Source organism: Novosphingobium mississippiense, from assembly GCF_044029535.1.
Lineage (GTDB): Bacteria > Pseudomonadota > Alphaproteobacteria > Sphingomonadales > Sphingomonadaceae > Novosphingobium.
This window is the reverse complement of record NZ_CP147003.1, coordinates 961,787-988,159: the sequence shown is the minus strand read 5'-3', so window position 1 is coordinate 988,159 and position 26,373 is coordinate 961,787. Positions and strand designations below refer to the sequence as shown.

Genomic DNA, 26,373 nt, shown 5'->3' with positions numbered 1-26,373 from the left:
TCCGCAAGGCTTCACGGCCTGTCGGTTGTGTGATTTCGGGCCTCGCACGGGGCTCGGTTCACGGCAACATGCATACGAATGCTTAGGAGCTTCGTTTGAATTTCGGGGGAGCGGGCTGGTGCCGCATCAGATGCTTGCCAGCATTTTGCAAACAGCACCTAGACGGCACCTAAAGCGACCTTGGCGGCACCAAGCGTGCTCTGCCGCGCGATCAGGCGAGAGGGCAGGGTGGTCGCGGGCAGCGGCTTGTCCTCGATCAACGCGGCCAAGGTTTCGACCAGTCTTTCGCCCGCGCCCTTCAGGTCCTGCATCACTGTCGTCAGCGGCGGGTTGGTCATGCTGGCGGCTGGCAGATCGTCGAATCCCATCACCGCCACATCGCCGGGGATCGCGCGCCCGGCGGCGGCGAGGGCGCGCATCGCGCCGATGGCGATCAGGTCGCTGGCGGCGAACACCGCGTCGAACTGCGCCCCGCTGTCGAGGATGTCCTGCATGGCCTGCTGGCCCAGTTCCTCATGGCTGATCGCATCGCGCTGAAGGGCGGGGTCGCAGGCCAGTCCCGCCTCCGCCAGCGCGGTGCAGAGGCCGTGGTAGCGGTCGGCGAATTCTGGATAGTGCTCGTCCGCCTGGCCCAGAAAGGCGATACGCTTGCGGCCCAGGCCGATCAGATGCTCGCCCGCCAGCTTCCCCGCGCCGAAATTGTCCGAACCCACGGTGGCGCCGATGTTCTTTTCGTCCACCGATCCCCAGCGCACGAACTGCGTGCCCTGACCCACCAGTTGCTCCAGCCGGCTTTCGTAGAGTGTGTAGTCGCCATAGCCCAGCAGGATCAGCCCGTCCGCGCGGTGGCTGTCCTGATAGCGCACGTGCCAGTCGTCCTCCATCTTCTGGAACGAGATCAGGAGGTCCAGCCCCCGATTCGCGCATTGCCGGGTGATCGATCCCAGCATGGCCAGGAAGAAGGGGTTGATCTTCGAATCACCCGGCGTCTGCTCCTCGAAAAACAGCAGCGCGATCGTGTTGGAGCGCTGCGAACGCAGCGACGATGCGTTCTTGTCGACCGAATAGTTCAGTTCCCGGGCGATTTCCTCGATCCGGGCGCGGGTGGCGGCGCTGACGGACTTCGATCCCCGCAAGGCGCGGCTGACCGTGGGCTGCGAGACCCCGGCAAGGTAGGCAATATCGAAGCTGGTCGGCCTGTTGCTTGGCTTGCGTCCCACCTTGTTCTCTTCCTTAAAAACCCAGCATTTCCGCCGCACTACGCGGTTCCACGGAGGTGGCAGAACTGCAACGCTCCGTGGCTTCCCGACACTTGCGTATACGTATGCCATATTATGCATTCGTCTGTCCCGCCCTAAGCGATGGGGGAACGGGAACGTCACGGTCGACAACGGCCGGGCTTTCCACGGTCGCCGATGGACGGACATCCGAAGCGGCGGCCGGTCACACTGGAGGAGGACACCGATGTCGCTTCACGAACGAATTTCGCGCCCGCTTGCCGTATCCGCGCTGGCGCTGACCGTGGCCCTTGCCGCCGCCCCGCAGGCTGCTGCCGCACAGGATGCAGAGGCTGCGGAGCCCGGCGACGTCACCAGCGATGCGGCCAGCCAGTCGATCACCGTCACAGGTTTCCGCGCCAGCCTTGAATCGGCGGTCAACCGCAAGCGCGAGGCGCAGCAGATCGTCGAATCGGTTTCCGCCGAAGACATCGGCAAGCTGCCCGATGCCTCGATCGCGGAATCCATCGCCCGCCTGCCGGGCCTGACATCGCAGCGCGTCAACGGCCGGTCCAACGCGATCTCCATCCGCGGTTTCGCGCCGGACTTCTCCACCACGCTGCTGAACGGCCGCGAGCAGACCTCCACCGGAGACAACCGCGCAGTCGAGTACGACCAGTATCCGTCCGAAGTGATCAACGCGGTCAACGTCTACAAGACGCCGATGGCCAGCCTGGTCGGCCAGGGCCTGTCGGGCACCGTGGACATGCGCACGATCCGCCCGCTCGATGCCGGCAAGCGCATCATCACCGTGGGCGCACGCGGCGTCTATGCCGACCTTGGCAAGCTGAACAAGGGTTCGGACGACAAGGGCTATCGCGTCAACGGCATGTACGTGGACCAGTTCGCCAACGACACGCTGGGCATTGCGCTGGGCGCCAGCTATACCGATGAACCCTATCAGGTGCAGGAGTTCAACTCCTGGGGCTATGCCGATGCAGCCGATGGCAATCAGGTGATCGGCGGGTCGAAGTCCTACAACACCTCCAGCAAGTTGAAGCGTCTTGGCCTGAACGGCACGCTGCAGTGGCGCCCGTCACCGAACTTCACCTCGACCATCGATGCGTTCTATTCGAACTTCAAGGATGACCAGATCAAGCGCGGTATCGAACTGCCGCTCTACTGGTCGTCGGCCACGCTGAACCCCGGCTATACGGTCGAGGATGGGCTGATCAATTCGGGCAGCTTTTCCAATGTGAAGGGCGTGGTGCGCAACGACGTGTTCCAGCGCCATGCCAATCTCTATTCGTTCGGCTGGAACAACACCTGGAAGGGTGACGATGGCTGGACGGCGATGTTCGATGCCAGCTATTCGAAGACCGATCGCAACGAACTGACCATCGAAAGCTATTCCGGCACCGGCCGCGCGGGCGAGGGGGCGACCGACACGATCGGCTTCACCAGCGCATCCAAGGGCACCACCTTCACCCATCAGCTGGATTACGGCGACTGGAACCAGATCCTGCTCACCAGCCCGCAGGGTTGGGGCGGCAACCAGATCGGCACCGACGGCACCGCGATCTACAACGGGCAGGACGGCTACTACAACAACCGCAAGATCAAGGACGAACTCTGGCAGTTCCGTACCGAGGTGACGAAGGAGTTCAACGGCTCGTTCTTCAACTCGATCCAGGCGGGGATGAACTACACCAACCATTCCAAGACGCTGACGCCCGAGGAATACTTCCTGGGTCTGGCCGCCAATACCGATGGAACGGTGAGCGTGGCCGTGCCCGAGCAGTATCGCCTGGGCACCACCAACCTCAAGTACCTCGGCCTGGGCAATGTCATCAGCTACAACCCGCTCGATCTGATCCGCGACGGCATTTACAATCTGGTGCCGAACCCGACCGGCGACGTGGTGTCCAAGGGCTATGCGATCCGCGAAAAGCTGATGACCGGCTATATCCAGGCCAACATCAAGTCGCAGATCGGCGCTTCGGAACTGACCGGCAACATCGGCGTGCAGGCGATCTGGACCGATCAGAACTCCAGCGGCGGCAGCGCGGCGCCGAACCTCGATCCGGTGACGGGCCAGCAGATCGTGAACGCCAACGGTTCGCCCGCCTATATCTACAGCACCCGCAAATCGAGCACCGACTATCTGGACGTACTGCCCAGCCTGAACCTGTCGCTGCGGATGCCCAGCGAGTTCGTGATCCGCTTCGCCGCCGCGCGTGAGATCATCCGCCCGCGTCTGGACGACATGCGCGCCTCGCTGGAATATGGTTATACCTTCACCAACGGGGTGGCGCAGGTGACGGGTTCTTCGGGCAACCCCGATCTGCGCCCGTGGCGCGCCAATGCGCTGGATCTGACGTTCGAGAAGTACTTCGCCGCCAAGGGCTACATCGCCGCGCAGTTCTTCTTCAAGGACCTGAAGAGCTACGTCTACAATCAGGACGTGGTGATCGACAGCTCCACGCTGGCGCTGCCCAATCCGGGTAACGGCTATACGATCTCGCCCACGGCGGTGATCAACATCCCGGTCAACGGGCAGGGCGGCAACCTCTACGGTGTGGAAGTGGCGGGCACGCTGCCGTTCGACGCGTTCACCTCGGTACTGTCCGGCTTCGGCGTAACCGGATCGGTGGCCTATACGGAATCGAAGATCCATCCGACGCCGGGCGAGGCTGCGTCGGCACTGCCGGGCTATTCGAAGTGGGTCGCCAACGGCACTGCCTTCTTCGAGAAGTGGGGCTTCAATGCGCGTGGTTCGGTGCGCTATCGTTCGACCTTCATCGGCGAAGTTTCCGGCTTTGCGGCCAACCGCGTGCGGCGCCGTGCCCAGCCGGAGACGATCATCGACGCGCAGATCGGTTATGACTTCCAGCCGGGCAGCGCGCTGGAAGGGCTGTCGCTCTACATCCAGGGCCAGAACCTGACCAATGCGCCGTTCGTGACGACCAACCCGGGCGATAGCCGCCAGATCATCGACTATCAGCGCTATGGCGCGCGGTATCTGGCGGGCTTCACGTATAAGTTCTGAGCCCATCCGGGCTCGGGTAAGTTCTGAGGCCGTCCGGGCTCGGGTAAGTTCTGAGCCCATCCGGGCTCGGGCAAATTCTGAGCCCAACCAATTCGGTGCTGCTTGGGGAATCTCCTCCTCCCCGGCGGCACCGCACAAGCGGAACCGGGAAGACCCTCTCCCTCCCTTCCCGGTTCCGCTTCCCCCGAAGGTGTTTCGGGGCGACGTTGAAGCAAAACATTGGGACGCGAAACATCGGAGAGTGCCTGAGATGAACCGCCTGCTTCCTTCTCTCCTGGCCTTGGCCGCGTCGCTGGCCGGCTCCACCGCGATCGCCGGGCCGCTGGAAGACCTGCGCGCGCGTTCGCCGGAGCAGGAAGTGATCTACTTCGTCCTGCCCGACCGGTTCGAGAACGGCGATCCGTCGAACGATGCGGGCGGGTTGAAGGGCGGCAAGCTGGTCACCGGCTTCGATCCGACGGACAAGGCTTTCTATCACGGCGGCGACCTGAAGGGCCTGACCGTACGGCTGGGCTATATCCAGGGGCTGGGCGCGACGGCGATCTGGGTGGGGCCGATTTTCCGCAACAAGCCGGTGCAGGGCCCGAAGGGCAACGAGAGCGCGGGCTATCACGGTTACTGGATCACCGATTTCACCCATGTCGATCCGCATTTCGGCACGGACGCGGACTTCAAGGCGCTGGTCGATGCCGCCCATGCGCGGGGGATGAAGGTCTACATGGACATCATCGTCAACCACACGGCGGATGTGATCCAGTACCGGGAAGGTGTGGCAGAGGGCTATCCGTACCGTTCCAAGGCGGACTACCCGTTCTCGCGCAAAGGCGGCGTTGCTGGCGCGGCGATCAATCCGGGCTTTGCCGGTGACGGCGATGCCAGCGCGGCCAATTGGGCGAAGATGGTCGATCCGTCGTTCGCTTATACGCCGTACGTGCCCAAGGGCGAGGAGCGGGTGAAAGTGCCCACCTGGCTCAACGATCCGATCTATTACCACAATCGCGGCAATACCGACTGGAAGGGCGAGAGCGCGCAATACGGCGATTTCGTGGGCCTGGACGACCTGGCGACCGAGAACCCCCGCGTGCTGGAAGGCATGATCGCGATCTATGGCGACTGGATCGACAAGTACGGCGTGGACGGCTTTCGCATCGACACCGCCAAGCATGTGAACCCGGAATTCTGGCGCCAATTCGTCCCCGCCATGAAGGCGCGCGCAGCGGCGAAGGGCATTCCGAACTTCCACATCTTCGGCGAAGTGATGACCGGGGATTACGACCCCGCGCTGCTTGCGAGCTGGACGCGCAATGCCGGGCTTCCCGGTGTGCTGGACTTCGCCTTCATGCACGCGGTTCTGAAAGCAGCGGGCGGTGGTAGCAGCGAGGAACTGGCGCGCCTGCCCGATGATGACGGGCTCTACGCGGGCGGCAGCAAGGCCGCGCTGCAATTGCCGACCTTCCTGGGCAACCACGACGCCGGGCGCGCGGCGATGTTCCTCAAGGCGGCGAACCCGGCGATCAGCGCGGACGAACTGCTTAAGCGCGACGAGCTGGCCCATGCCATGCTGCTCACCCTGCGCGGCGTGCCGACGATCTACTATGGCGACGAACAGGGCTTTGCCGGCACCGGCGGAGACCAGCTTTCGCGGCAGGACATGTTCGCCAGCAAGGTGGCGATCTACAATGGCGAGGCACTGGTGGGCGCCGCGAAGACCACCGCGACAGAGAGCTTCGATACCGCACATCCGCTCTATCGCCTGATCGCGCAGCTTTCCGCGCTGCGCGTGAAGACTCCGGCATTGAGCGAAGGCCGCTCCGTCACCCGTGTGGCCTCGGACAAGCCCGGCCTCATCGCCGTATCGCGCTTCGATCCGAAGACGGGGGCTGAGGTGCTGCTGGCCTTCAACACCTCCACCGCACCGGTTTCCGCACAAGTCGCCGTCGATCCGGCCTCGCTTGCCTTCGAAACGCTGGCGGGTACGGCCTGCGCCGCCAAGGCCGGCGCGCCCGGCTCTGTCCGCGTCGAACTGCCGCCGCTGGGCTTTGCGGTCTGCGCGGCGAAACCCTGATCCACTCCCCCCGGAAAAGACCATGACAACACCTGCCGAATGGTGGCGCGGTGCCGCCATCTACCAGATATATCCCCGCAGCTTCGCCGATGCCAATGGCGATGGCATCGGCGACTTGCCCGGCATCGCCGCAAGGCTGGACCATGTGGCCCGCCTTGGCGTCGAGGCGGTGTGGATTTCGCCCTTCTACGCCTCTCCCATGGCCGATTTTGGGTACGATATCGCGGATTACTGCGCGGTCGACCCGATCTTCGGCACGCTGGAAGACTTCGACGCGGTGATCGCCCGCGCGCGCGACCTCAAGCTGAAGATCATCGTCGATCAGGTCTATGCGCATACCTCCGACAAGCATGCGTGGTTCGTGGAGAGCCGCGCCAGCCGCGATAACCCCCGCGCGGACTGGTACGTCTGGGCCGATCCCAAGGAGGACGGCACCCCGCCCAACAACTGGCAGTCGATCTTCGGCGGACCCGCATGGCGCTGGGACGCGCGGCGCGGGCAGTATTACATGCACAACTTCCTGGCCGAGCAGCCGCAGCTCAACTGCCACAATCCGGAAGTGCAGGACGCGCTGCTGGGCGTAGCGAAGTTCTGGTTGGACCGGGGCGTCTCCGGCTTCCGCATCGACGCGCTGAACCATTCGATGCACGACCCGCTGCTGCGCGACAACCCGGCGTTGCCAGATGACGGCAAGGTCCGCACGCGGCCCTACGATTTCCAGATCCAGCGCTACAACCAGTCGCACCCGGATATCCTGGCCTTCATCGAACGGTTGCAGGCGCTGATCGCGTCCTATCCCGATACTTACTCGCTGGCCGAAGTGGGCGGCCTCAATGCCGGGGTGGAGATGAAGGCCTTCACCCAGGGGCCCGCCCGTCTGAACAGCGCCTATGGCTTCGACTTCCTCTATGCCGAGAACCTGACCCCCGCGCGTGTGGCTGCCGCGCAGGACTTCTGGCCGGAAGAGCCCGGTATCGGTTGGCCGAGCTGGGCTTTCGAGAACCACGACGCCCCTCGCGCGATCTCGCGCTGGTGCGCGCCGGAGCACCGCGATGCCTTCGCCCGCATGAAGACGATGCTCCTGCTCTCGCTGCGCGGCAATCCGATCCTGTTCCAAGGCGAGGAACTCGGTCTGGAACAAGACGAGGTGCCGTTCGAATTGCTTCAGGATCCAGAGGCGATCGCCAACTGGCCGCTCACCCTTTCGCGCGATGGCGTACGCACGCCGCTGCCGTGGAAGGCGCAGGACGAGCACGGCGGCTTCACCGGCGGCACCCCGTGGTTGCCGCTGTCCGAAGCGAACCTCGCCCGCGCCATCGACCGGCAGGAGGCCGATCCCGGCTCGCTGCTGCATCTGACGCGGCGCCTCGTGCACGTGCGGCGTGAAGATGCGGCGCTGCGCCGGGGCACTTGCGAGGTGCTGCTGGCCGACGAGACCCGTCTTGTCCTTCGGCGTGCGGCGGAGGGGCGATCGGTGCTGGCGGTGTTCAACATGAGCGAGCGAGACGCGGCTTGGCCGGATGGCGTGCCGAGGACGGGCAAAGTCCTAGCCACCGTCAACGACACTGCGCCGGGCACGCTTCCCGCATGGGCCGCGATCTGGATCGAGGAATGACCTCGTCCGGAATGGTAGGTGATCGGGATCGATCACCATCCACCATCGTCGCCCCCGCGCAGGCGGGGGCCCCGCTTCCTTCTGCGACCTCTCGTTTGGCCGCAAGAACAGCGGAATCCCCGCCTTCGCGGGAATGACGGGGTCTTTTGGGTGCGAGGAAGCGGTTGGACGCATCGCATCGGCCGCCGCCGCATCAGTACAAATTTCAAAAGGAGATCGGGCATGAAGCCTTTCCGCCTGCTGGCCCCCGCCAGCTTTCTAAAAGCCGGCATCCTCGCCGCCGCGCTCGCGCCGCTTTCCGCTCATGCGCAGGACGCGCACCCCAGCGTCACGGCATCCTCGCCCGATGGCTCGATCGTGCTCACCGTCAGCACGGACAACGACAGCCGCCCCACCTGGTCGCTATCGCGCAAGGGCAAGCTGCTGATCGCACCCAGCAAGCTGGGCTTCGTGCTGACCGACGGCGTCAACATGGTGCGCGGCTTTGCCATCTCCGGCAGCGAAACCGGCACGCAGGACGATACCTGGCAGCAGCCCTGGGGCGAACGCACCAATGTGCGCGATCACTATAACGAGGTGACCGTTCACTTCCGCCAATCCGCCGCGCAGGGCAGCCGGTTGATGGACGTGCATTTCCGTCTTTTCGATAACGGCGTGGGCTTCCGCTACGAACTGCCCGAGCAGCCGGCGATGAAGACGATGAAGATCGCCGACGAGACCACCGAGTTCGACATCGTGCCCAAGGGGACGGCATGGTGGATCCCGGGCGGCGAATGGAACCGGTACGAGCAGGTCTACCAGAAGACCGCCATCGACGCCGTCTCCACCGCGCATACGCCGATCACCATGAAGCTGGAGGATGGCACCCACCTGTCGTTCCACGAAGCGGCGCTGGTCGACTATGCGGGCTACTGGTTCAAGCGCGCGGATGGGCAGAAGTTCCGCACCACGCTTTCGCCGTCCTCACGCGGGGCGCGGGTGGAGCGCGACCTGCCGTTCAACACGCCCTGGCGCACGATCCGCATTGCCGACAATGCGGCGGGCCTGGTCGAGAACGATCTGGAACTCAACCTCAATGAACCCAACAAGCTGGGCGATGTCAGCTGGGTGAAACCGATGCGCTACATCGGCATCTGGTGGGGCATGATCCGCGGCGACTGGACCTGGGCGACCGGCCCCAAGCACGGCGCCACCACCGCGCGGGCCAAGCAGTACATCGACTATGCCGCCCGCCACAATTTCGGCGGCGTGCTGATCGAGGGCTGGAACAAGGGCTGGGATAGCGACTGGTTCGGCCACGGCGACTTCAGCTTCACCGAAGCGACGCCGGACTTCGATATCAAGGCCGTGACCGACTATGCCCGGAAGAAGGGCGTGGTGCTGATCGGCCACCACGAGACGGGCGGCAATATCGCCATTTACGAAAAGCAGATGGATGCAGGCTTCGCGCTCTATGAGAAGCTGGGCGTCACTTCGGTGAAGACCGGCTATGTCGCGGACGGCGGCGGCATCATCGCCGATACCTGGCATTACGGCGAAAAACCCGGCGAAACACACATGGAATGGCACGATGGCCAGCGGCAGGTGAACCACCACCTCGACGTGGTGAAGCTGGCCGCGCAGCACCACATTTCCATCGACGCGCATGAGCCGGTGAAGGACACTGGCCTGCGCCGCACCTATCCGAACTGGGTCAGCCGCGAAGGCGCGCGGGGCATGGAATACAACGCCTGGGGTGCTTTCGCCAACGGGCCGGACCATGAGCCGACGCTGGTCTATACCCGGATGCTCTCCGGCCCGATGGACTTCACGCCGGGCGTGCTGAGCCTGGAAGGCGCGAACCACGATCCGCTGGCCTCCACGCTGGCCAAGCAGTTGGGCCTCTACCTCGCGATCTATTCACCGATCCAGATGGCGGCGGACTTCGTCGAGAACCTCGACAAGTATCCGCGCGAGATGGACTTCATCAGCCACGTCCCCACCGACTGGTCCGAAAGCCACCTGATCGCCGGCGAAGTGGGCGACTATGCGGTGTTCGCGCGCAAGGATCGCAAGAGCCCCGAATGGTTCGTGGGCGGCGTGAATGACGCGACGGCGCGCAACGTCACGCTCTCGTTCGATTTCCTCGAACCGGGCAAGACCTACAAGGCAACGATCTGGAAGGACGGGGAGGGCGCAACCTACCTGACCGACGCCCGCCACAGGATCGCCTATGAAACGCGCACCGTGAAGAAGGGCGACACCTACAACCTCTGGCTTGCGCCGGGCGGCGGCGCGGCGATGCGCCTGGTGCCGGGTAAGTGAGCAAGCGGGGCGGTCTTCGGGCCGCCCCTATCTGCCGGCAGTTGCAAATGACTTGCAAGAGCGGGGTAAGAAGCTAGGGAGAGGCGGTCGCACCGTTTCGAGCCTGGAAATCTGCCTGTGATGAAAGTTCTGGATACCCTCCATCGATGGACCGGAGGATTGATCGGCCTTGTCCTGGCCATGCTGGGCTGCACCGGGCTGCTGCTCATCCACGAAGACCTGTGGATCCGCCTGCCCCATGCCGGGGACGCGCAAGTGCAGGAAACCGGGGCATTGGCCGATGCGACGCAGCGGATCATGGCCGATGCCACGCGGCGCCCGCAGTCGATCCTCTATGCCAGTGCGGATTTCGGCCTCGACCGGCTGAGCTATGGGGGCGGCAGTAATGGGGGCGGCGCTTACGTCACCCAATCCGGGGCGCCTGTCGTCACCTGGAACAGCGCGTGGCAACGCCCCGAAATCTGGATGGTCAATCTCCACCGGCGGCTGCTGGCCGATGAAGCGGGCGAAACGGTGATCGGTATCGCCGGGCTTTGCGGCGTGTTCTTCGTGGTCAGCGGGGCTTTCCTCTGGTGGCGCACGCGCAAGACTTACGAATTCCGCCTCTGGCCCGCGCGCATGAGCCGGCCCGCCATCGTCCGCCATCACCGTGATCTGGGCATCGTCGTCGCGCCGCTGCTGCTGCTGTCGTTCGTGACGGGTTCGGTGCTGGTGTTCCGGCCGCTTTCGGTGGTGCTGTTCGGGCCCGGAGCGCCAAAAGAGATCACCCAGTCGCTGGCGGCGCCCGAAGCGGCACAAGCGCCGGTGGGCCGGAACCTCGATTGGGCAGGCATGGTGCGACAGGCGCGGACGCGGTTTCCGGATGCCGAACTGCGCACGCTGTCCTTGCCGCGCAAGAACAGCGGCGTGATCACCCTGCGTCTGCGTAACCCCGGCGAGTGGCTGCCGAACGGGCGGACCACGGTATGGTTCGCGGCGGACACCGGGCAGATGATCGGCGCGCGCGATGCCGCCGATCTTCCGCGCGCAGTGCGCGGGTACAGTATGCTGTTCCCGCTGCACGCCGCCAAGGTGGGCGGGCTGCCTTACCGTCTCGTCATGTCGATTTCCGGGCTGGCGCTGGCCCTGCTGGGCACTTTCGCGGTCTGGACCTTCTGGTTCAAGCGCCCGAAGCCGAAGCGTCGGTAGAGGAGACAATCCCGCGTCAATTCAGCGGCCGCTGCGGCGCGCTATTTCGTCAGGGCGGCGTCCGGGAACCGGATGCGCACGCGCAGTCCGGGATCGTTGTCCGCCAGCGTGAGATCGGCGCCGTGCAGCGTGGCGATGGCGTGCACCAGCGATAGGCCCAGGCCGGAGCCGGGCGTGCTGCGACTGGCGTCCAGTCGGTAGAAACGCACCAGCACTTTCTGGCGCTCGTCCTCGGGAATGCCGGGTCCGCCATCCGCCACTTCGCCAACGATCGCGTCGGCAGATCGGGCCACCGCCATCGTCAGGGCCGTGCCGGGCGGCGTGTGGACAAGGGCATTTTCGACGAGATTGGTGAACATCTGCGCCAGCAGTTCACCATCCCCCAGCACATGCAGGCCGGGTTCGATGGTCACGCGTAAGTGCTTGCCGGCATCCTCCACAACGGGTTCGTAAGCCGCCCCCACGCGCTCGACGATCTCGCTCAGGTCGACCGTCGTCAGGCGGCTTCGTCCCGCGCCGCCTTCCAGCGATCCGATGCGCAGCAGTGCGCGGAAGATCGCGAGAATCTCGTCGGTCTGTTCCAGCGCGGCATCGATGCCGGCGTCGTAGGCGTCCACGCTCTTCTGGCCGCGCAGCGCCTCCAACTGCTGGCGCAGGCGGGTAAGGGGCGTGCGAAGATCATGGGCAATGTCGGTGGAAACCTGCCGCAGCCCTTCCATCAGGCTCTGCATCCGGTCCAGCATGTGGTTGAGATTGTGCGACAACTCGTCAAACTCGGGCCCCATGCCGATGGCCGGAAGCCGCTGGTCCAGCGCGCCGGACATGATGCGGTTCACCGAAGTATTGACGCCGTGCAGCCGCCGCACGAACAGGCTGCCGACGAAATAGCCGCCGATCAGCGCGAACAGCGTGATGCCAAGGCCGCAGGCGAGGGTGAAGGTGCGCAGCCGCTCCATCAGCGCGCGCACGTCGAACGTATCGGTGCCCACCACCAGGCGCAGCCCGTGCGGCAGCGGCGTGCCCAGCGTCCGGAACGTCTCGCGCGCCTCTCCGCGCACCGCCACATCCACTTCGCGCACTTCCAGCGTGCCCGGTCCGTCCAGCCTGGCCGCGGCCGGAAGGTCGCCGGTTATCAGTCGGCCGGCATCGTCCACCAGTCGATAGCGGAATTGCGGATCCTTGCCGGTATGGGAATGGCGCGCGATTGCGTCAGTCAGGCCGGAAATGCCAAGCGCCTCGTACTCGGCGGCGAGAATCCTCGCTTCGTTGCGCAAGCTGCCCTCGGTGGCGGCGGTCGCATAGTTTTCGATCTGTTGCTGGACCGTGATCAGCACCAGCAGGGAGCCGACGGCGAAAATCGCGGCGAACAACAGGGCGAAGCGGAACGTGCCGCTTTTCAAGACGCTGCGGCGCAGCGGTTCAGCCGCCATCGATGCGATATCCCGATCCCCGGACGGTCTGGATCAGTTCACGATCGAACCCGCGATCGACCTTGGTGCGCAGGCGGCTCATGTGGCTTTCGATGATGTTGCTGCGCGGGTCGAAATGGAAGGACCAGACGTTTTCCAGCAGCATCGTGCGCGTCACCAGTTCGCCTGCGTGGCGCATCAGGTATTCCAGCAGCTTGAATTCCTGCGCCTGCAAGTCGATCCGCTGGCCCGCGCGGGTGACCGTGCGGCGGATGAGGTCGATCTCCAGATCGGCGACCTTCAGCACCGGCGCGGCATCGGGGATCGGCGGGCGACGCATCAGGGCATTCAGGCGCGCGAGCAGTTCGGTAACGGCGAAAGGCTTGACCAGATAGTCGTCCGCGCCCGCTTCCAGCCCCTCTACGCGGTCTTCTACCCCGTCCATCGCCGTCAGCAGCAGCACCGGCGTACGGTTGCCGGCCACGCGCATGGCCTTCATTACGCTCAACCCGTCGACGCCGGGAACCATGCGATCCAGCACCAGCACGTCATAGGCATTGCTCATCGCCAGGAACAGCGCGTCGGCGCCGGTGGAGCAGCTGTCGACCACGTGGCCGGCTGCTTCCAGCGCCCTTTCGACATGCCGCCCCAGTTCTTCGTCATCCTCGAGGAAGAGGATTTTCATCAAATGCCATGTCCTGTCGCAACGCGCTTCGTCGCAGGGCTTATGGCACAGAGACCCTATCGCCTGACAAGCCGGGAATTGCGGGAAATCCAGTGTATTCTCGTTGGAGCAATTTCGCTCGCTCCCCAGTGGCTGCCCAGTGGCTCCCCAGCGGCTTCAACCACTACCGCTCTCATTTGGTAGGTGGCAGGCGGTACAATCGGCAAACCGGGCTGGGAGGGAGCCCCCCCAACCCGGCTGTTGCCATCACGCCCGTGCGTGCGCTTCAGAAGCTTACGCGCGCGGTAACGCGAATGTCGCGTCCAGACAGGGGCGCGTAGTCCTTGAGGAACGACGAGGCGCGGCGGGCGACGACATCGAAGATGTTGTTCGCCGACAGCGCGAAGCTGAGCGGACGATCCTTGCCCCAGGGGCGGATGTTCACTTCGGCATTGACCATCGTGTAGCCGGGCGTCGCGGTTTCGAATTCGGCGATGCGGTCCTGCCGGGAAACGCGCTCCACTTCCCCGCGAATGTCGAACTTCGTGGCCTGATAGCTGAGGCCGCCCAGCAGGCGCAGGGGTGGAATCCGCGGTGCAGGGCCCACGCTCTTGACCTGCGCGCGGACATAGTCGCCCAGCGCATCGGCCACTACCTTGCCGTCACCGATGCGGGCGAGAGTCAGCGATCCCTGCACTTCGAAGCCGTAGTAGCGGGCATCGGCCTGGCGGAAGGCATAGACGGGCAGGCCGTCCTCTTCGTCTCCGGTCAGGTCCTCATAGATGAAGTTCGAGAACCACGTGTGATAGGCCGAGGCTTCGAACGTATAGTTTGTGCCGCTGCCGCGCAGGATCGCCTCGATGCTGTTGGCTTTCTCCAGCTTGAAGCCGGCATCACCCACTTCGTAGGCCTGCGTGCCCGCGTGCGGGCCGTTGGCGAACAGTTCCTCTGCCGCCGGGGCGCGTTCGGTGTGCGAGAAGTTCAGGCCTGCGCGCCAGTTTTCGCCAAGACCGTAAGAGGCCCCGAGAGATCCCGAAAAGGCGTTGAAGTTGCGTGTGCCATCGAAGAACTGATCCTGGTCGCTCAGCGGACGGGACGACAGGTAGGTGTGCTCATAGCGGCCGCCGGCTTCGAACTTCAGCGCGCCGTAATCCAGCTGCTGAAGAGTGAACAGGCCGACCTGGGTGGTGGTGTTCTTGGGCAGGAACGCTTCCTCACCGATCACGTTGAAGTCGCGGTTGTAGAACTGGACGCCGGTGACGCCGCGCCAGGCGCCGTGTTTGGCCTGCGTGAATTCCAGTCGGCTTTCCATGCCCTTGTTGTAGAACGCGGTGCCGACGGAGCCGTCTTCCTCAAGCTCGGCGTGCGTATAGTCGGCATAGCCGAGGCGCAGCGAAACCTTGTCCAGCACGTTGCCGTCGCCGTTCAGTTCGGCGCGCATGTCGATGCGATCCTGCTTGAGGCTGAGGCGCGGCGCTTCCTGTTCCTGCCCCGGCAGGGTCGCGAAGCGGATCGGCACGCCGTAGAGACTGTCGTAATGGCTGTACGAAACGCCGATGTTCCCGCCGCTGCCGATGTAGGCAAGGCCGGCGCCTGCGGTCCAGGTCCTGGCGGCCGAGTTGGGCAGTTTGCCCTTCACGGCGGCATTCGCGGCATAGTCGATCGCTTCTTCGCCGTCCTCTGCCGGTTCGGCGGGCAGCTGGCTGGTGGCCAGCGCTTCGTCGCGCAGCGCGGGGGTGAGGGCGTGGCCGCCGATCCGCATGTTGTCGCTCTTGAGGTAGCTGCCGTCGGCATGGGCGACCCAGCCACCGGACAGAGGCACGTCGATCGATCCCGCGCCCGAGCGTTCATTGGCCGCGGAACCGTAGGTGCCCATGGCGTCGATGTGGACGGCTTCCTCCGGCACGGACGTGGGGATACGCTTGTCGATGACGTTGACGACGCCGCCGATCGCGGAGGAGCCGTAAAGCAGCGACTGGGGGCCACGGAGGACTTCGATGCGTTCCGCCAGCAGCGGGTTGACCACCGCCGCATGGTCGACCGAGGTGTTCGACACGTCGATCGAGCCCAGTCCGTTGGTCAACATGCGCACGCGTTCGCCCTGAAGGCCGCGCAGCACCGGGCGCGAGGCGCTGGGGCCGAAAGAGGTGGCCGAGACGCCGGGTTCATGCGCCAGCGTTTCGCCGATCGAGGGGCGAACCGCCTGGGCCAGATCCTTGCCCTCTACCACCGCGACGCTGGACAGCATGTCCTGCCGCCTGGTCGGCAGCACGCCGGAGACTACGATCTGCGAGCCTGGCGCCTGGTGATAGGTATCGGATGCCGTTTCCGTGGTCGATTGCGCGTTGGCGGCGATCGGATGCGCAAGAACGGCAAGCGCACAGCCCGAGAGAAGGTGGAATTTCATGGGTACGACACCTTGCATTGAATGTTGTAACATCTCATAAATTGGTCGTGCGATGCACAGCCCAGGGGCGAGACACAGATGGTGTCTAGGGATGTTTTGTAATGGTACAACATATCATCGCGATCCGGCGATAAATCCGCATAAATTGCTGCCAATGTGATGTAATAATATCACATTATCATCCGCGAGCGGTCTGCACTGGTCCACCTTTCGCGGCAGGGTCGGCGGCAAGATTACTAAAATGACATGTTGTAACATTACATTATCTGGGTATACCCGCAGCCAACCCGAATGGCGGATATCATCACGAAATGTCGAACAGGCGTCCCGGCGAGATCGAACGCATCATCGAACAGATGCTTGCCGAGCGCGCTGGGCCTGTCGCGGCCTATGAACTGCTCAAGCGAGCGGCCGAATGCGGGATCAGGCTCTATCCGGCCCAAATTTATCGCGCGCTTGCGAACCTTGTGGCCAGGGGCAAGGTCAACCGCGTAGAGGCGCTCAATGCCTATTGCAAAGCCGGCAGCGAGGCATGTGCATTCAGGGTCTGCCGCGATTGCGGCAGGGTCGATCCTGTCGAACTGGGCGATCTGCACGAAGCGTTGAGCGCGCGCCTTGCCGCTTCGGACTTCGTGACAGGGCGTCTCGTCATCGAGGCGCTGGGGCACTGCCAGCAATGTGGGCCAGCCAGTAACCGATGATGCGTGGTCTTGCCTCCCGCGCCATGCTGCTGCTCGTGGCGTTGCTGCTGTGGCAGGGCGAAGCCGTGCGTGTTCATGCGGTAGGGCATTTGCACGCGGAAACGGCGCGTCGTCTGGCGCGGGATACGGCAGTCCACCTTTCGCATTCCCAACGCGATCGAAATCAGGACGAGGCGGCTTGCCCGTTCTGTCAGGAAGACACGGCCTTCGGGCACTACATTACCCCGCACACACCGGAACTGATTGCAGTTTGGCAACACCGGATCGCCATCGCGCCGGCACCGCCGATGGCGCCGTTCCGGGCTGCGCCGACCACGCGCTTCAGAATTCGCGGACCGCCGCTTCCCTCCGCCTGAACCCAGCAAACCACAGACAATTCCCGGCGTCGGCGGCGTGTCCGGCCGGCGCAAGGTTCACGGAGTCATTCCCCATGCGTACCCTTCTTCTTGCGGGGGCGGCCGTTGCCGCCTGCGCACCCTCGCTCGCCCTCGCGCAGGCTGCCGATGCGGATGTCGCCCCGGCGAAAGCCAGGAGCAATGCATCCCCAAAGGCGCCCGCGCAGATCGTCGTGACGGCGTCGCCCTTCGATGCGCGCATCGATGATACGCCCGCCATCGCCGCGAAAGTCGGGCGCCAGCAGGTTCTGCTGGCGGGCGGCGCCAGCATTGCGGACGCGCTGAAAGACGTGCCGGGCATTTCCGCGACCGGCTTTGCCGCCGGTGCCAGTCGCCCGATCATTCGCGGGATGGATGCAACCCGCGTGCGTATCCTGGAAGACGGCATCAGCAGCGCCGACGTGTCCGACATCGGTCCGGACCACGGCGTTCCGATCGATCCGCTCGCCGCCCGCGATATCGAGGTGGTGCGCGGTGCCGGCACGCTGCGGTATGGCAGCCAGGCCATCGGTGGTGTCGTCAACGTCCTGAACAACCGCGTGCCCATGACATTGCCCGACGCGCCGGTCTCTGCCGAATTGACGGGGGGGTACGGCACCGCCGCCAATACCGCCGAGACATCGGGTCTGGTCGATGCACGGGTGGGCAATTTCGCCATCCATGCCGACGCGTTCTACCGCCATGCCGACGATTACGACACGCCGCTCGGCACGCAGGATAATTCGTGGTTCCATGGCCACGGCGAATCCGGCGGACTGTCGTACTTCTTCGGGGACAGCCATGTCGGCGGTGCAATCGACCAGTACAACGCCAGCTACGGCATCCCCAGCGATGACACCCATATCGTCATGAAGCAGACCAAGTACCTGACGCGCAACGTGTTCGATCTGGGCGACGGGCTGCTTCGCTCGATCTCCATCGATGCCGGCTACGTCGATTACCAGCACAGCGAGGTGGAGGAAGACGGTACGGTCGATACCACATTCAGGAACAAGGAGTTCGATGGCCGCGCGGAACTGAAGCTGGGGCCGATCGGGCCACTGTCGAACACGGCGGTGGGCTTCGAATACGGCCATCGCAAGTTTTCGGCGGTGGGCGCGGATTCCTCCTACCTTTTCCCGACGACGACCGAGAACGAGGCCGGATACCTGTTCACCGAATTGCCGGTGACCGGCGCCATCAAGCTTCAGGCCAGTGGGCGTGTCGAACATGTCGGCGTTGCCGGAACGCCGGCCGACGATCTCCGCACCAAAACCTCCTACACGCCCGTCAGCGGCGCGATCGGGGCGCTCTGGACGGCATCGGACGCGATCAAGCTGGGACTTACGTTCTCCAGTACCGGACGTGCCCCGGCACAGACGGAACTCTTTGCGCGCGGCGGCCACGATGGCCCGAACACTTATGAAACCGGCGATCCGACGCTGAAGATCGAACGCGCCAATTCGCTGGAGGCAAGCCTGCGGGTTCACAGCGGGCGTTTCCGGTTCGAGGGCAGCGTCTACAGTACCTGGTTCCACAACTTCATCTACGGCGACCTTACCGGCCGAACCTGCGATGACGATGGCCTGTGCGCGGATGGCGATGGCGGCGAGTTGAAGGAGCTGTTCTATCGCCAGCAAGGCGCCCACTTCCGTGGTGCCGAGGCTCAGGCCAGCTATGACATCGTGGATGACGCCTCGGGAACCTTCACGTTCAAGACCATGGCCGACTATGTTCGCGCGACGCTGGATGATGGCGGCAATGTACCGCGCATTCCGCCGTACCGGATCGGCGCAGGGTTCGACTGGACGAGCAAGCGTCTCGATGCCGGGATGATGCTCAAGTACGTGGGCCAGCAGGACAGGTTCGGCGCATTCGATACGGCGACCCCCAGCTACTACGACCTCGGCGCGCAGATCGCCTGGCGACCGTTCACCGATCATCAGGGCATCGAATTCGCCATCGTCGGGCAAAATCTGACCAACGACGTGCAGCGCGATGCGGCCGCCTTGAACAAGGAGGACGTGGTCATGCCGGGACGCAACATCCGCTTCGTCGTAAAAATCGCGACTTTCTGACAAGGGTAACGGGCCGTCGCGGCTTTACCGATCGAGGCGGCCCGAATCCTTGTAAAGGTCCTTGGCGGTATCGTTGAAGACGCCTTCCCAGAACCCTTCATCTTCCTTAGGAAGTCCATGACCATGCCTGGAAAACACAGCCAAAAATGATTGGAGCCCTTGCCCTTCTCGCCGCTCAGGTGACGGCGCCGCTTGCCGGTTACGAGTTGATCCACAACGCGCCAGAGGGGACGACGCTGGCCACCCCCGACTTGCGCGAGCCGGCCACGGTCTGGTGTGCCATGCTCAAGGACGCGAGGCATGAGGCGGATTTCGAGCAGTTCTATGTTGCCGGCAAACCGGGTGAAGCGCTCGACCGGGTGATCGGCTGCATGGAGCAGGCGGCCAGGCGCGGCGTGAAAATCCGCTTTCTGATGGAAGGGCAGGGCGTGAAGATGTCGGACGCGCCGACACTCGCGCGGCTGCGTGCGATCCGCAATCTGGATTTGCGCATCCTCGATTTTGCCAAAGTGAGCGGCAGCGGCATCATCCATGCCAAGTTCTTCGTGGTCGACGGCAAGAGTGCCTATGTCGGCAGCCAGAACTTCGACTGGCGCTCTTTGAGGCACATCGACGAGACGGGCGTGAAGATCGACGATCGCCACGCCGTTGATCAGCTAGGCGCGATCTTCGCGCATGACTGGGCGGCGCAGGCGACGCTGGCGGCGGGCGGCAAGGTGGCGCCGACCAACAGTGGAGAGGCCGTGGCGGATGACACGGGCCCTGCCACGCTGGTGGCCAGCCCCAATGCCTTCAACCCGGCGGGCGTGGGCGATTCCCAGGCCGAGCTGGTGCGTCTGCTGGGCCAGAGCCAGCACGAGATCCGCATCACGGTCATGACCTATGCTCCGCTGAGTTATGGCGGTGGGTATTACGGCGTGATCGACAACGCGCTGCGTGCCGCCGCCGCGCGGGGCGTGTCGATCAAGCTGATCGTTGCAGACTGGAATTTGTCGCGCACGAAGACGCCATGGCTGGTGAGCCTTGCCGCAGTGCCCCATGTCGAGATCCGCGTGGCGACTATTCCGGAGGCCGCCGAAGGCCCCATCCCGTTTGCCCGTGTCATTCATACCAAGACGATGGAAATCGACGGGCAGATCGCGTGGGTGGGGACAAGCAACTGGGAAGGGGGCTATCTCGACAATTCGCGCAATGTCGAACTGGTGTTCCGCGATGCCGGGATGGCCGAGCGGATTGCCGGGATGCACGAGAGGCTTTGGGCATCGACTTACGCCGAGCCGCTTGATGCGGCGATCGTGCGGCGCCTGGCAGAGGACGGACAGAAAGCTGCAGCACCGGCCGGGAACTGACCCGGCCGGTGCTGACGGGCGCGAGGGCTATGCTCGCCCCAAGGCGCCGTCATCTCTGCAATTGCGTCAGCAGGCCGGAAGGCGGGATATCCTGAACGAGGCCCTGTAACCCGTACTGGCCCAGGCCGATGGTCATGAGCGCCAGCGTTCCCCGAAGCTCGTCGGCGCTGATATTGCGGGTGATGAAGACAAGCCGGGTGCGCCGGTCATCCGAAGGCCACGCGTTCAGCAATATCGGTGGGTGGAACACGTGTTGCACGCCGTGGATCACGATCGGGCGGTTCTCCTCGGCAAGATGGACGATGCCTTTTACACGAAGGATGTCCGCACCCTTCAGCGCGGTGAGAATATCCAGCCAGCGTTCGAAGGCGTGGGCCCTCAGAGGTTCGTCGAACGTCAGGCAGGTGGCCTGGATCGACCCATCGTGGCGGTTGACGTCGTGATCGTGGTGGACATGTCCGTGCTCCCGATGTCCATCGACGTGGTCTTCGTAAGCTTCGGCCCTGAGCCAGCGCCGCACATCGTCGCTCTGGGAGGCGGGATCGTAGAGCCCGGCATCGAACAGCAAATCGGGTTCGACCTTGCCGTTGGTAGCGATGACGATGGGTGCGGCCGGATTGAGATCCGCAAGACGCGCGGCAAGGCGGCTGCGCTGTTCGGGGGAAACCAGATCGCTCTTGGTCAGCAGGATGCGATCGGCAACGGCGGCCTGCTTGACCGCTTCCTTTTGCGTATCAAGCGTGGCCTCGCCCGCCGCCGCATCGACGGTGGCGATTACCCCGTCGAGCCGGTAGAGCGTCAACAGCCGTTCGTCGGTCATCAGCGTGTGCAGGATCGGTGCAGGATCGGCAAGGCCGGTCGTCTCGATGACGACACGGTCGAACCAGCATGTGCCGCCGCGGCTGAACCGCCAGGGTGCGTCGCGCAATGCGGCCACAAGGTCGCCCCGGATCGTGCAGCACAGGCAGCCGCCCATCATCTCAACGACCAGATCCTCGGTCGAACGCGCGACGAGATCGTGGTCGAGCCCGATCGCGCCGAACTCGTTGATGATGATCAGGGCACGGCTCATCCGCTCCGATTGGACGAGGTGGTTGAGCACGGTGGTCTTGCCGCTACCGAGAAAGCCGGTGAGCACCGACACCGGGATCAGCGATTGCGGACCGGTGAGGAGGACGCTCATGATGCTTCGCCTTCGGGAACCTGCAACGGCCCGTCCAGCACCAGCAACAGCCGGGACAGGCCCGTTCCGGCAATCGGCGGCGAGCGATGCAAAATGGCTGGGGCCTCTGCCCAGATGCGCCCTTTGAACAAGCCGACTTCGCCGGCATGGAGATGGTTGACTGGTGTGTCCGGTCCGCCGTCCGCCTCGATCCACTGGGTGCCGGGTTCCGTCAGCGGCATGAGGAGGCGCGCGGTGACATTGTCCATGTGGAATTTGCGGCAGGCATCGGTCTCGACCACTTCGAGACGCAGGCGGACGCTATCGCTTTGCATGATATGCGCGAACCGGCCCGTCAACGCCGCGATCTCGGTAGCGAGCACGGCCGCGCGCACGCCCGCGGGATAGCCTGCGGCTTCGAGCGCGGCGGGAAGCGCGCTGCCCAAGTCGCTTGCTGCGAGCGTTTCCTGCACATCGTCGATCTCATCGAAATCAAGCGTGTCCAGCCAGTCTAGCCCTTTCGGGCGAGGCCGCGTCCACAAAGCCAGATGGACCGACTGTTCACTGATACGCTCAAGAACGGCGGGATCGTCGGACGCGATCCATGCCGTGCGAACGGACTGCAGCGTGGAGAGACTCACCGTGTAGCCTCCAGTGCGGGGGAGCCCCAGAGAGGGAAGGGATCGACCAGATCCCGCCATAGCGCGGGCGTGAACGTCTCGGCAGGCAACAGGCACGCGTCCAGACCGGCGCGGATGCGGGCCTCGTCCATGCCGATGCCGATGAAGACCAGTTCCTGCCGCCGGTCGCCCCAGTCCGGGTGCCAGTGCTGCGCGACGAAGCGCTCGAAGCGATCGTCCTCGGGCCATTGATGCTTGGGAATGCCGGCCCACCAGCGGCCCATCCGCGCCGTCTCGGTCTGCGCGCCGGCAACGGCGAGTTCACCGACCCAGTCGGGCCGGGTGGCAAGCCAGAAATGACCCTTGGCGCGGACCACGGCGTCCAGGCCGTCGCCGGTCAGGAAGGCATGGAAGCGCAGCGGATCGAACGGGCGGCGGGCGCGGTAGACGAAGCTCTCGATCCCATACTCTTCGGTTTCGGGCCTGTGCTCGGCATAGCCGTAGAGTTCCTTGGCCCAGAGCGGATTCTGCGCGGCCTTCTCCTCGTCGAACAGACCGGTATCGAGGATCGCGCCGAGCGGCAGCTGACTGTGATCGCAGGTCAGGATGCGGGCATCGGCATTGAGGCTGGCGACGAGTTTCTTCACCACCGCAAGCTGGTCGGCAGAGACGGACGAGGCCTTGTTGATCACGACCACATCGGCAAATTCGATCTGCTCCACCAGCAGGCCCACAAGGCTGCGGGTATCCTCCTCACCCAGTGCCTCGCCGCGATCGGCAAGGAAGTCCCGACTGGAATAGTCCTTCAACAGGTTGATCGCATCGACGACGGTGACCATCGTGTCGAGCCGGGCGACATCGCCGAGGCTCTGTCCGTCCTCGTCGCGAAACGAGAATGTGCTGGCCACCGGCAGCGGCTCCGAAATGCCGGTGCTCTCGATGACGAGATAGTCGAAACGGCCAGCCTTGGCGAGCGTGCGCACTTCCTTCAGCAGATCGTCGCGCAGGGTGCAGCAGATGCAGCCGTTGGTCATTTCGACCAGCGATTCCTGCGCGCGTGCCAACGCGGCATCGCCGCCGCGCACGAGGTCGGCATCGATGTTCACTTCCGACATGTCGTTGACGATCACCGCGACCCGGCGCCCTTCCCGATTGGCAAGGATGTGATTGAGCAGGGTGGTCTTTCCGGCACCGAGGAAGCCGGAAAGGACGGTGACCGGGAGTTTTGCCGCCGGGCTGTTCGGATCGGGGCGAGAGAGTGTCATGGGGATCCTTGCAATCAATGATATGAGATATCATAACATAACGTAGCATTGAGGCTGATCAGATGGAAGGTCCCATGTTGAAAATCGATTTGAGGAACGTTGCGGACAATTGGCTCGATGGCGCGGCAACTTGCGCTTCAGCGGCGTGCCTGGTGCATTGTCTGGTGTTGCCGCTGGTCATTGCGCTCTTGCCGACGCTGGCGGGTAGCCTGGATCCCGGTGAAGGCTTCCATACCCTGATCCTGCTTTTCGCAGTGCCGACAAGTGCCTTGGCCCTGGTGCCGGGGTGGCGCAGAGGTGGCGCGATCGGACCGTTGGCGGCCGGCGTGGTCGGGCTGTTCCTGCTTTCGGCGGGCGTTGTCGTTTCCGGCGGCCCGATCCTGGAGCGTGTTGTGACGGTGGCCGGCAGTCTTCTGCTCGCCGGTGCCCATATTGCCAACTGGAGAATGCGCCGAACGGCCTGTTCGGCACAGGTGCGGGGTAGTGGCGGTTGCTCTTGCTGATCGTTTCCGATGATCGATGCGGCGGAGAACACGGGGGTGTTCTCCGCCGCATCGGCAGAGGTCAAGGTGGGCCTGCTTCGTCAACCGACCAGGGTCAGACGGGCGGCTTTGCGCTGTTCGCCGGTGTCGAAGCGAGCGGCTTGATCGTTAAGCGATGCGGCTTCGCTTGTGAGATTTCGCGCCGCAGCTGAGGTTTCCTCGACCATTGCGGCGTTTTGCTGGGTTGAATGGTCCATCGTCGAGACCGCCACGCTGATCTGCGTGATCGCGGTGGACTGCGCCTGGTTGTCCTGTGCCATCTGGCCCAGCAGCATGTGCACTTCGGTGACATCGCCCGAGATGTTCTCGAAGGCGCCGTCGACACGCTGGACGGCCTGGACCGCGGTGCCGATGTCGGTCTGCGTGGCGGTCAACTGCTCGCGAGCCCGCTTGGCTTCCTCTTCGGAGCGCATGGCGAGCGCCGAGACAAGGTCTGCCACGACCGCGAAACCGCGACCGGCATCGCCCGCACGGCCGGCTTCGACGGCGGCGTTCATCGCCAGAACGCGCGTCTGGAAGGCGATCTTGTCGAGCCCTTCGATGACCGAGTCGATGCCCTTGGCACTCTCGCTTACGCGGCCCATCGCCTGCACGGCTTCGTCCGCGATCTCGCGGCCGCCTGCAACGGTGGACAGGGCCTCGTCGGCCCGGAGCACCGTCTGCGAGGAAGCCACCGCCGATGCCTTGAGACGTTGGTCGATCTGGACGAGCGCGGCGGAGGTTTCCTCCAGGCTTGCCGCATTCGCCTCGGTGCGGCGGGCAAGATCCTCCGATGCCTGCGCGATTTCTGCGGAGCCGGTCTGGATGCCGCCGGCGCTGTTGGCGACGGCGCCGATCATGCGGCGAAGCTCGGCAAGCGCGGCGTTGAAGTTGTCCTTCAGCGCGGCATAGCCGGTGGGGAAGGGTGCGGTAATCTCGCGCGTAAGGTCGCCTTGGCGCAGGGCGTCGAGGCCCTGACCCACGGCGCCGGTGACGATCTTCTGCTCTTCCGCCGCGCGATGATCAGCCTCGGCGCGGTCGGCAGCAGCCTGGCGGAACACTTCGGCAGCGCGGGCCATGGTGCCGATTTCGTCCTGGCGGTCGAGCGCGGGGATCGTGGAGTTTTCCCCCTGGGCGAGCCGGTCGACGGCTTCGCTCAGCTTTGCCATCGGACGGCCGATGATGCCGCCGGCGGCGTAGAACAGGCTGGCAAGGACGGCTGCCACAATGACCAGGCCGCCGATCACCAGCTGCCACGCCATGCTACGGGCCGGTGCCGCGATCGTCGCCTCCGGAACATCAAGGACAAGCGCCCAGGTGGCGTTCAAGCCCTGAAATGGGATCGGGCGGATCACCCGGCGCGTCGCTACGCCATCGACATCGATATCGGTCAGTACGCGCGTTTCGCCACTGGCGATCGCCGCCTTCACCACGTCGAGGCCCGGATCGGCATAGAGTTTGCCGAGGCTTCCGGCATCTGGATTGGCGACCCAGATCGCGCCTTCGGACAGCAGCATGACGCGGCCGGTGTCAAACGGCTTCAGGTTCGACAGACGCTCGGAAATGCTGCTCAGTTCCATGTCGAGACCTGACACACCGATCACGCGGTCTCCGGCGCGAACCGGCTGGGTGATCGAAGTCATCAGCACCGTTCTGCCACCCGCATCGAACTGGTAGGGGTCCATGATCGCGCCATCGCCGCTCTCGAACGACTTGCGGAAAAAGGGCTTGTCGTAACCTTCGGCCTCGTTGTTCGGGATCTGCGCCACCGTGCCGTTGTTCTTCACCCAGTAGGGACGGAAGTTGCCGTCTTTGCTGGTACCTGGCTGTCCGCCCTTGCCGGCGTCCGGCCCGTCCCACTGGTTCGGGGCGATCATGGTCCAGGCGCCGAGGGCAACCTTGGACGTGAGCAGGTCGGTCTTGAGCACGTTCGTCGCGACGCCGCGATCCCGGGCGCCGCTTCCATGCAGGTTGCTCATGGTGGAGCCCAGAGTGCGCGCGGTCGCTTCGAACGTGGCGATATCCATTTTGACCTGATTACCTTCGGCATCAGCCTGGGCGATCGCCGATTGATCGGACAACTTGCCCACCTGCGAGCCAGTCTCGAAGACGACGGCGGTGAAGCCGAGGAGCAGGAGGACGGCGATCGCCAGGCCGGCGACCGTCATCAGCTTGCCCGCAATGTGCATGCGGTTGAACACGTCTTTCATTTTCCAGCTCCTGGAATGTCATGGAAAGCCGCAGAGCGGGCGACGCCGGACCCTGAAAAGGGCGCATAGGTCTGCACCGAGGGATGCTCGGTAGAAGGAAGAAACTGCATAGCAGTCCCGCTTTGGACAGTGTGCAGTCTTATCATAGGATGGTATGCCATTGATCGGATCAAGT

At 64.2% G+C, this 26,373-nt stretch carries 18 protein-coding genes; 10 read left to right on the top strand and 8 right to left on the bottom strand.

From position 1 onward, the window contains the following. Window positions 1-158: 158 nt before the first annotated feature. Window positions 159-1,220 carry a LacI family DNA-binding transcriptional regulator gene (locus tag WBP06_RS22925; protein ID WP_395337441.1) on the bottom strand — a complete coding sequence of 354 codons (1,062 nt, stop codon included), beginning with the start codon at window positions 1,218-1,220 and terminating at the stop codon, window positions 159-161. Window positions 1,221-1,464: 244 nt separating this feature from the next. On the opposite strand from WBP06_RS22925, the gene WBP06_RS22920 reads away from it, so the two are divergent. The 5 genes from WBP06_RS22920 to WBP06_RS22900 all read left to right on the top strand — a co-directional run bounded on the left by WBP06_RS22920 (window position 1,465) and on the right by WBP06_RS22900 (window position 11,438). Next, window positions 1,465-4,266, top strand: a complete 2,802-nt coding sequence (locus WBP06_RS22920; protein ID WP_395337440.1) for a TonB-dependent receptor — start codon at window positions 1,465-1,467, stop codon at window positions 4,264-4,266. 250 nt (window positions 4,267-4,516) lie between these two features. Next, window positions 4,517-6,331: an alpha-amylase family glycosyl hydrolase gene (locus WBP06_RS22915; protein ID WP_395337439.1), complete on the top strand. Its 1,815-nt coding sequence runs from the start codon at window positions 4,517-4,519 to the stop codon at window positions 6,329-6,331. A gap of 22 nt (window positions 6,332-6,353) precedes the next feature. Next, the gene (locus WBP06_RS22910; RefSeq protein ID WP_395337438.1) at window positions 6,354-7,946 is read left to right on the top strand and encodes an alpha-amylase family glycosyl hydrolase; all 1,593 of its coding nucleotides are present in this window, start codon (window positions 6,354-6,356) and stop codon (window positions 7,944-7,946) included. 222 nt (window positions 7,947-8,168) lie between these two features. After that, entirely contained in the window at window positions 8,169-10,250 is a 2,082-nt protein-coding gene (locus tag WBP06_RS22905; RefSeq protein ID WP_395337437.1) for a glycoside hydrolase family 97 protein, read from the top strand. A gap of 120 nt (window positions 10,251-10,370) precedes the next feature. Beyond that, window positions 10,371-11,438, top strand: a complete 1,068-nt coding sequence (locus WBP06_RS22900; RefSeq protein WP_395337436.1) for a PepSY-associated TM helix domain-containing protein — start codon at window positions 10,371-10,373, stop codon at window positions 11,436-11,438. A 41-nt stretch (window positions 11,439-11,479) separates the two neighbouring features. Here the strand turns inward: WBP06_RS22900 and WBP06_RS22895 are convergent, their stop codons facing one another. The 3 genes from WBP06_RS22895 to WBP06_RS22885 form a co-directional block, all read right to left on the bottom strand. Then, entirely contained in the window at window positions 11,480-12,868 is a 1,389-nt protein-coding gene (locus tag WBP06_RS22895; RefSeq protein ID WP_395337435.1) for an ATP-binding protein, read from the bottom strand. Continuing rightward, window positions 12,858-13,532: a winged helix-turn-helix domain-containing protein gene (locus WBP06_RS22890; protein ID WP_395337433.1), complete on the bottom strand. Its 675-nt coding sequence runs from the start codon at window positions 13,530-13,532 to the stop codon at window positions 12,858-12,860. Before WBP06_RS22890 ends, WBP06_RS22895 begins: the two co-directional genes overlap by 11 nt. Before the next feature lie 265 nt (window positions 13,533-13,797). Beyond that, complete coding sequence (locus WBP06_RS22885) at window positions 13,798-15,918, bottom strand: TonB-dependent receptor (RefSeq protein ID WP_395337432.1); 2,121 nt, start codon at window positions 15,916-15,918, stop codon at window positions 13,798-13,800. 311 nt (window positions 15,919-16,229) lie between these two features. Between WBP06_RS22885 and WBP06_RS22880 the strand changes: the two genes are divergently transcribed. From WBP06_RS22880 to WBP06_RS22865, 4 genes are all read left to right on the top strand, one after another. Continuing rightward, a complete protein-coding gene (locus tag WBP06_RS22880; protein WP_395337430.1) occupies window positions 16,230-16,619 on the top strand; it encodes a hypothetical protein in 390 nt (129 codons plus the stop codon). A 23-nt stretch (window positions 16,620-16,642) separates the two neighbouring features. Then, complete coding sequence (locus WBP06_RS22875; protein WP_395337428.1) at window positions 16,643-16,975, top strand: hypothetical protein; 333 nt, start codon at window positions 16,643-16,645, stop codon at window positions 16,973-16,975. 74 nt (window positions 16,976-17,049) lie between these two features. Continuing rightward, on the top strand, window positions 17,050-19,071 hold the full coding sequence (locus tag WBP06_RS22870; RefSeq protein ID WP_395337426.1) for a TonB-dependent receptor: 2,022 nt from the start codon (window positions 17,050-17,052) through the stop codon (window positions 19,069-19,071). A 146-nt stretch (window positions 19,072-19,217) separates the two neighbouring features. After that, on the top strand, window positions 19,218-20,420 hold the full coding sequence (locus WBP06_RS22865; RefSeq protein WP_395337425.1) for a phospholipase D-like domain-containing protein: 1,203 nt from the start codon (window positions 19,218-19,220) through the stop codon (window positions 20,418-20,420). A 49-nt stretch (window positions 20,421-20,469) separates the two neighbouring features. Here the strand turns inward: WBP06_RS22865 and WBP06_RS22860 are convergent, their stop codons facing one another. The 3 genes from WBP06_RS22860 to WBP06_RS22850 are packed head-to-tail and all read right to left on the bottom strand — an operon-like array spanning window position 20,470 to window position 23,467. After that, entirely contained in the window at window positions 20,470-21,603 is a 1,134-nt protein-coding gene (locus WBP06_RS22860; protein WP_395337424.1) for a CobW family GTP-binding protein, read from the bottom strand. After that, window positions 21,600-22,223: a DUF1826 domain-containing protein gene (locus WBP06_RS22855; protein ID WP_395337423.1), complete on the bottom strand. Its 624-nt coding sequence runs from the start codon at window positions 22,221-22,223 to the stop codon at window positions 21,600-21,602. Before WBP06_RS22855 ends, WBP06_RS22860 begins: the two co-directional genes overlap by 4 nt. Then, on the bottom strand, window positions 22,220-23,467 hold the full coding sequence (locus WBP06_RS22850; protein WP_395337422.1) for a GTP-binding protein: 1,248 nt from the start codon (window positions 23,465-23,467) through the stop codon (window positions 22,220-22,222). The genes WBP06_RS22855 and WBP06_RS22850 overlap by 4 nt, the downstream gene beginning before the upstream one ends. 62 nt (window positions 23,468-23,529) lie before the next feature. Here WBP06_RS22850 and WBP06_RS22845 point away from each other — a divergent pair, with 62 nt between their 5' ends. Continuing rightward, window positions 23,530-23,970 (top strand): MerC domain-containing protein, encoded by a 441-nt coding sequence (locus WBP06_RS22845; protein WP_395337421.1) that lies wholly within the window; start codon window positions 23,530-23,532, stop codon window positions 23,968-23,970. Between the two features lie 80 nt (window positions 23,971-24,050). Here the strand turns inward: WBP06_RS22845 and WBP06_RS22840 are convergent, their stop codons facing one another. Next, entirely contained in the window at window positions 24,051-26,198 is a 2,148-nt protein-coding gene (locus WBP06_RS22840; protein WP_395337420.1) for a methyl-accepting chemotaxis protein, read from the bottom strand. Window positions 26,199-26,373: the final 175 nt, after the last annotated feature.

Bases quoted from the DNA above. Each gene is read 5' to 3' on its own strand.
- WBP06_RS22920 (WP_395337440.1), top strand. From the start codon at position 1,465: ATGTCGCTTCACGAACGAATTTCGCGCCCGCTTGCCGTATCCGCGCTG.
- WBP06_RS22915 (WP_395337439.1), top strand. From the start codon at position 4,517: ATGAACCGCCTGCTTCCTTCTCTCCTGGCCTTGGCCGCGTCGCTGGCC.
- WBP06_RS22910 (WP_395337438.1), top strand. From the start codon at position 6,354: ATGACAACACCTGCCGAATGGTGGCGCGGTGCCGCCATCTACCAGATA.
- WBP06_RS22905 (WP_395337437.1), top strand. From the start codon at position 8,169: ATGAAGCCTTTCCGCCTGCTGGCCCCCGCCAGCTTTCTAAAAGCCGGC.
- WBP06_RS22900 (WP_395337436.1), top strand. From the start codon at position 10,371: ATGAAAGTTCTGGATACCCTCCATCGATGGACCGGAGGATTGATCGGC.
- WBP06_RS22895 (WP_395337435.1), bottom strand. From the start codon at position 12,868: ATGGCGGCTGAACCGCTGCGCCGCAGCGTCTTGAAAAGCGGCACGTTC.
- WBP06_RS22890 (WP_395337433.1), bottom strand. From the start codon at position 13,532: ATGAAAATCCTCTTCCTCGAGGATGACGAAGAACTGGGGCGGCATGTC.
- WBP06_RS22885 (WP_395337432.1), bottom strand. From the start codon at position 15,918: ATGAAATTCCACCTTCTCTCGGGCTGTGCGCTTGCCGTTCTTGCGCAT.
- WBP06_RS22880 (WP_395337430.1), top strand. From the start codon at position 16,230: ATGTCGAACAGGCGTCCCGGCGAGATCGAACGCATCATCGAACAGATG.
- WBP06_RS22875 (WP_395337428.1), top strand. From the start codon at position 16,643: ATGCTGCTGCTCGTGGCGTTGCTGCTGTGGCAGGGCGAAGCCGTGCGT.
- WBP06_RS22870 (WP_395337426.1), top strand. From the start codon at position 17,050: ATGCGTACCCTTCTTCTTGCGGGGGCGGCCGTTGCCGCCTGCGCACCC.
- WBP06_RS22865 (WP_395337425.1), top strand. From the start codon at position 19,218: ATGATTGGAGCCCTTGCCCTTCTCGCCGCTCAGGTGACGGCGCCGCTT.
- WBP06_RS22860 (WP_395337424.1), bottom strand. From the start codon at position 21,603: ATGAGCGTCCTCCTCACCGGTCCGCAATCGCTGATCCCGGTGTCGGTG.
- WBP06_RS22850 (WP_395337422.1), bottom strand. From the start codon at position 23,467: ATGACACTCTCTCGCCCCGATCCGAACAGCCCGGCGGCAAAACTCCCG.
- WBP06_RS22845 (WP_395337421.1), top strand. From the start codon at position 23,530: ATGGAAGGTCCCATGTTGAAAATCGATTTGAGGAACGTTGCGGACAAT.
- WBP06_RS22840 (WP_395337420.1), bottom strand. From the start codon at position 26,198: ATGAAAGACGTGTTCAACCGCATGCACATTGCGGGCAAGCTGATGACG.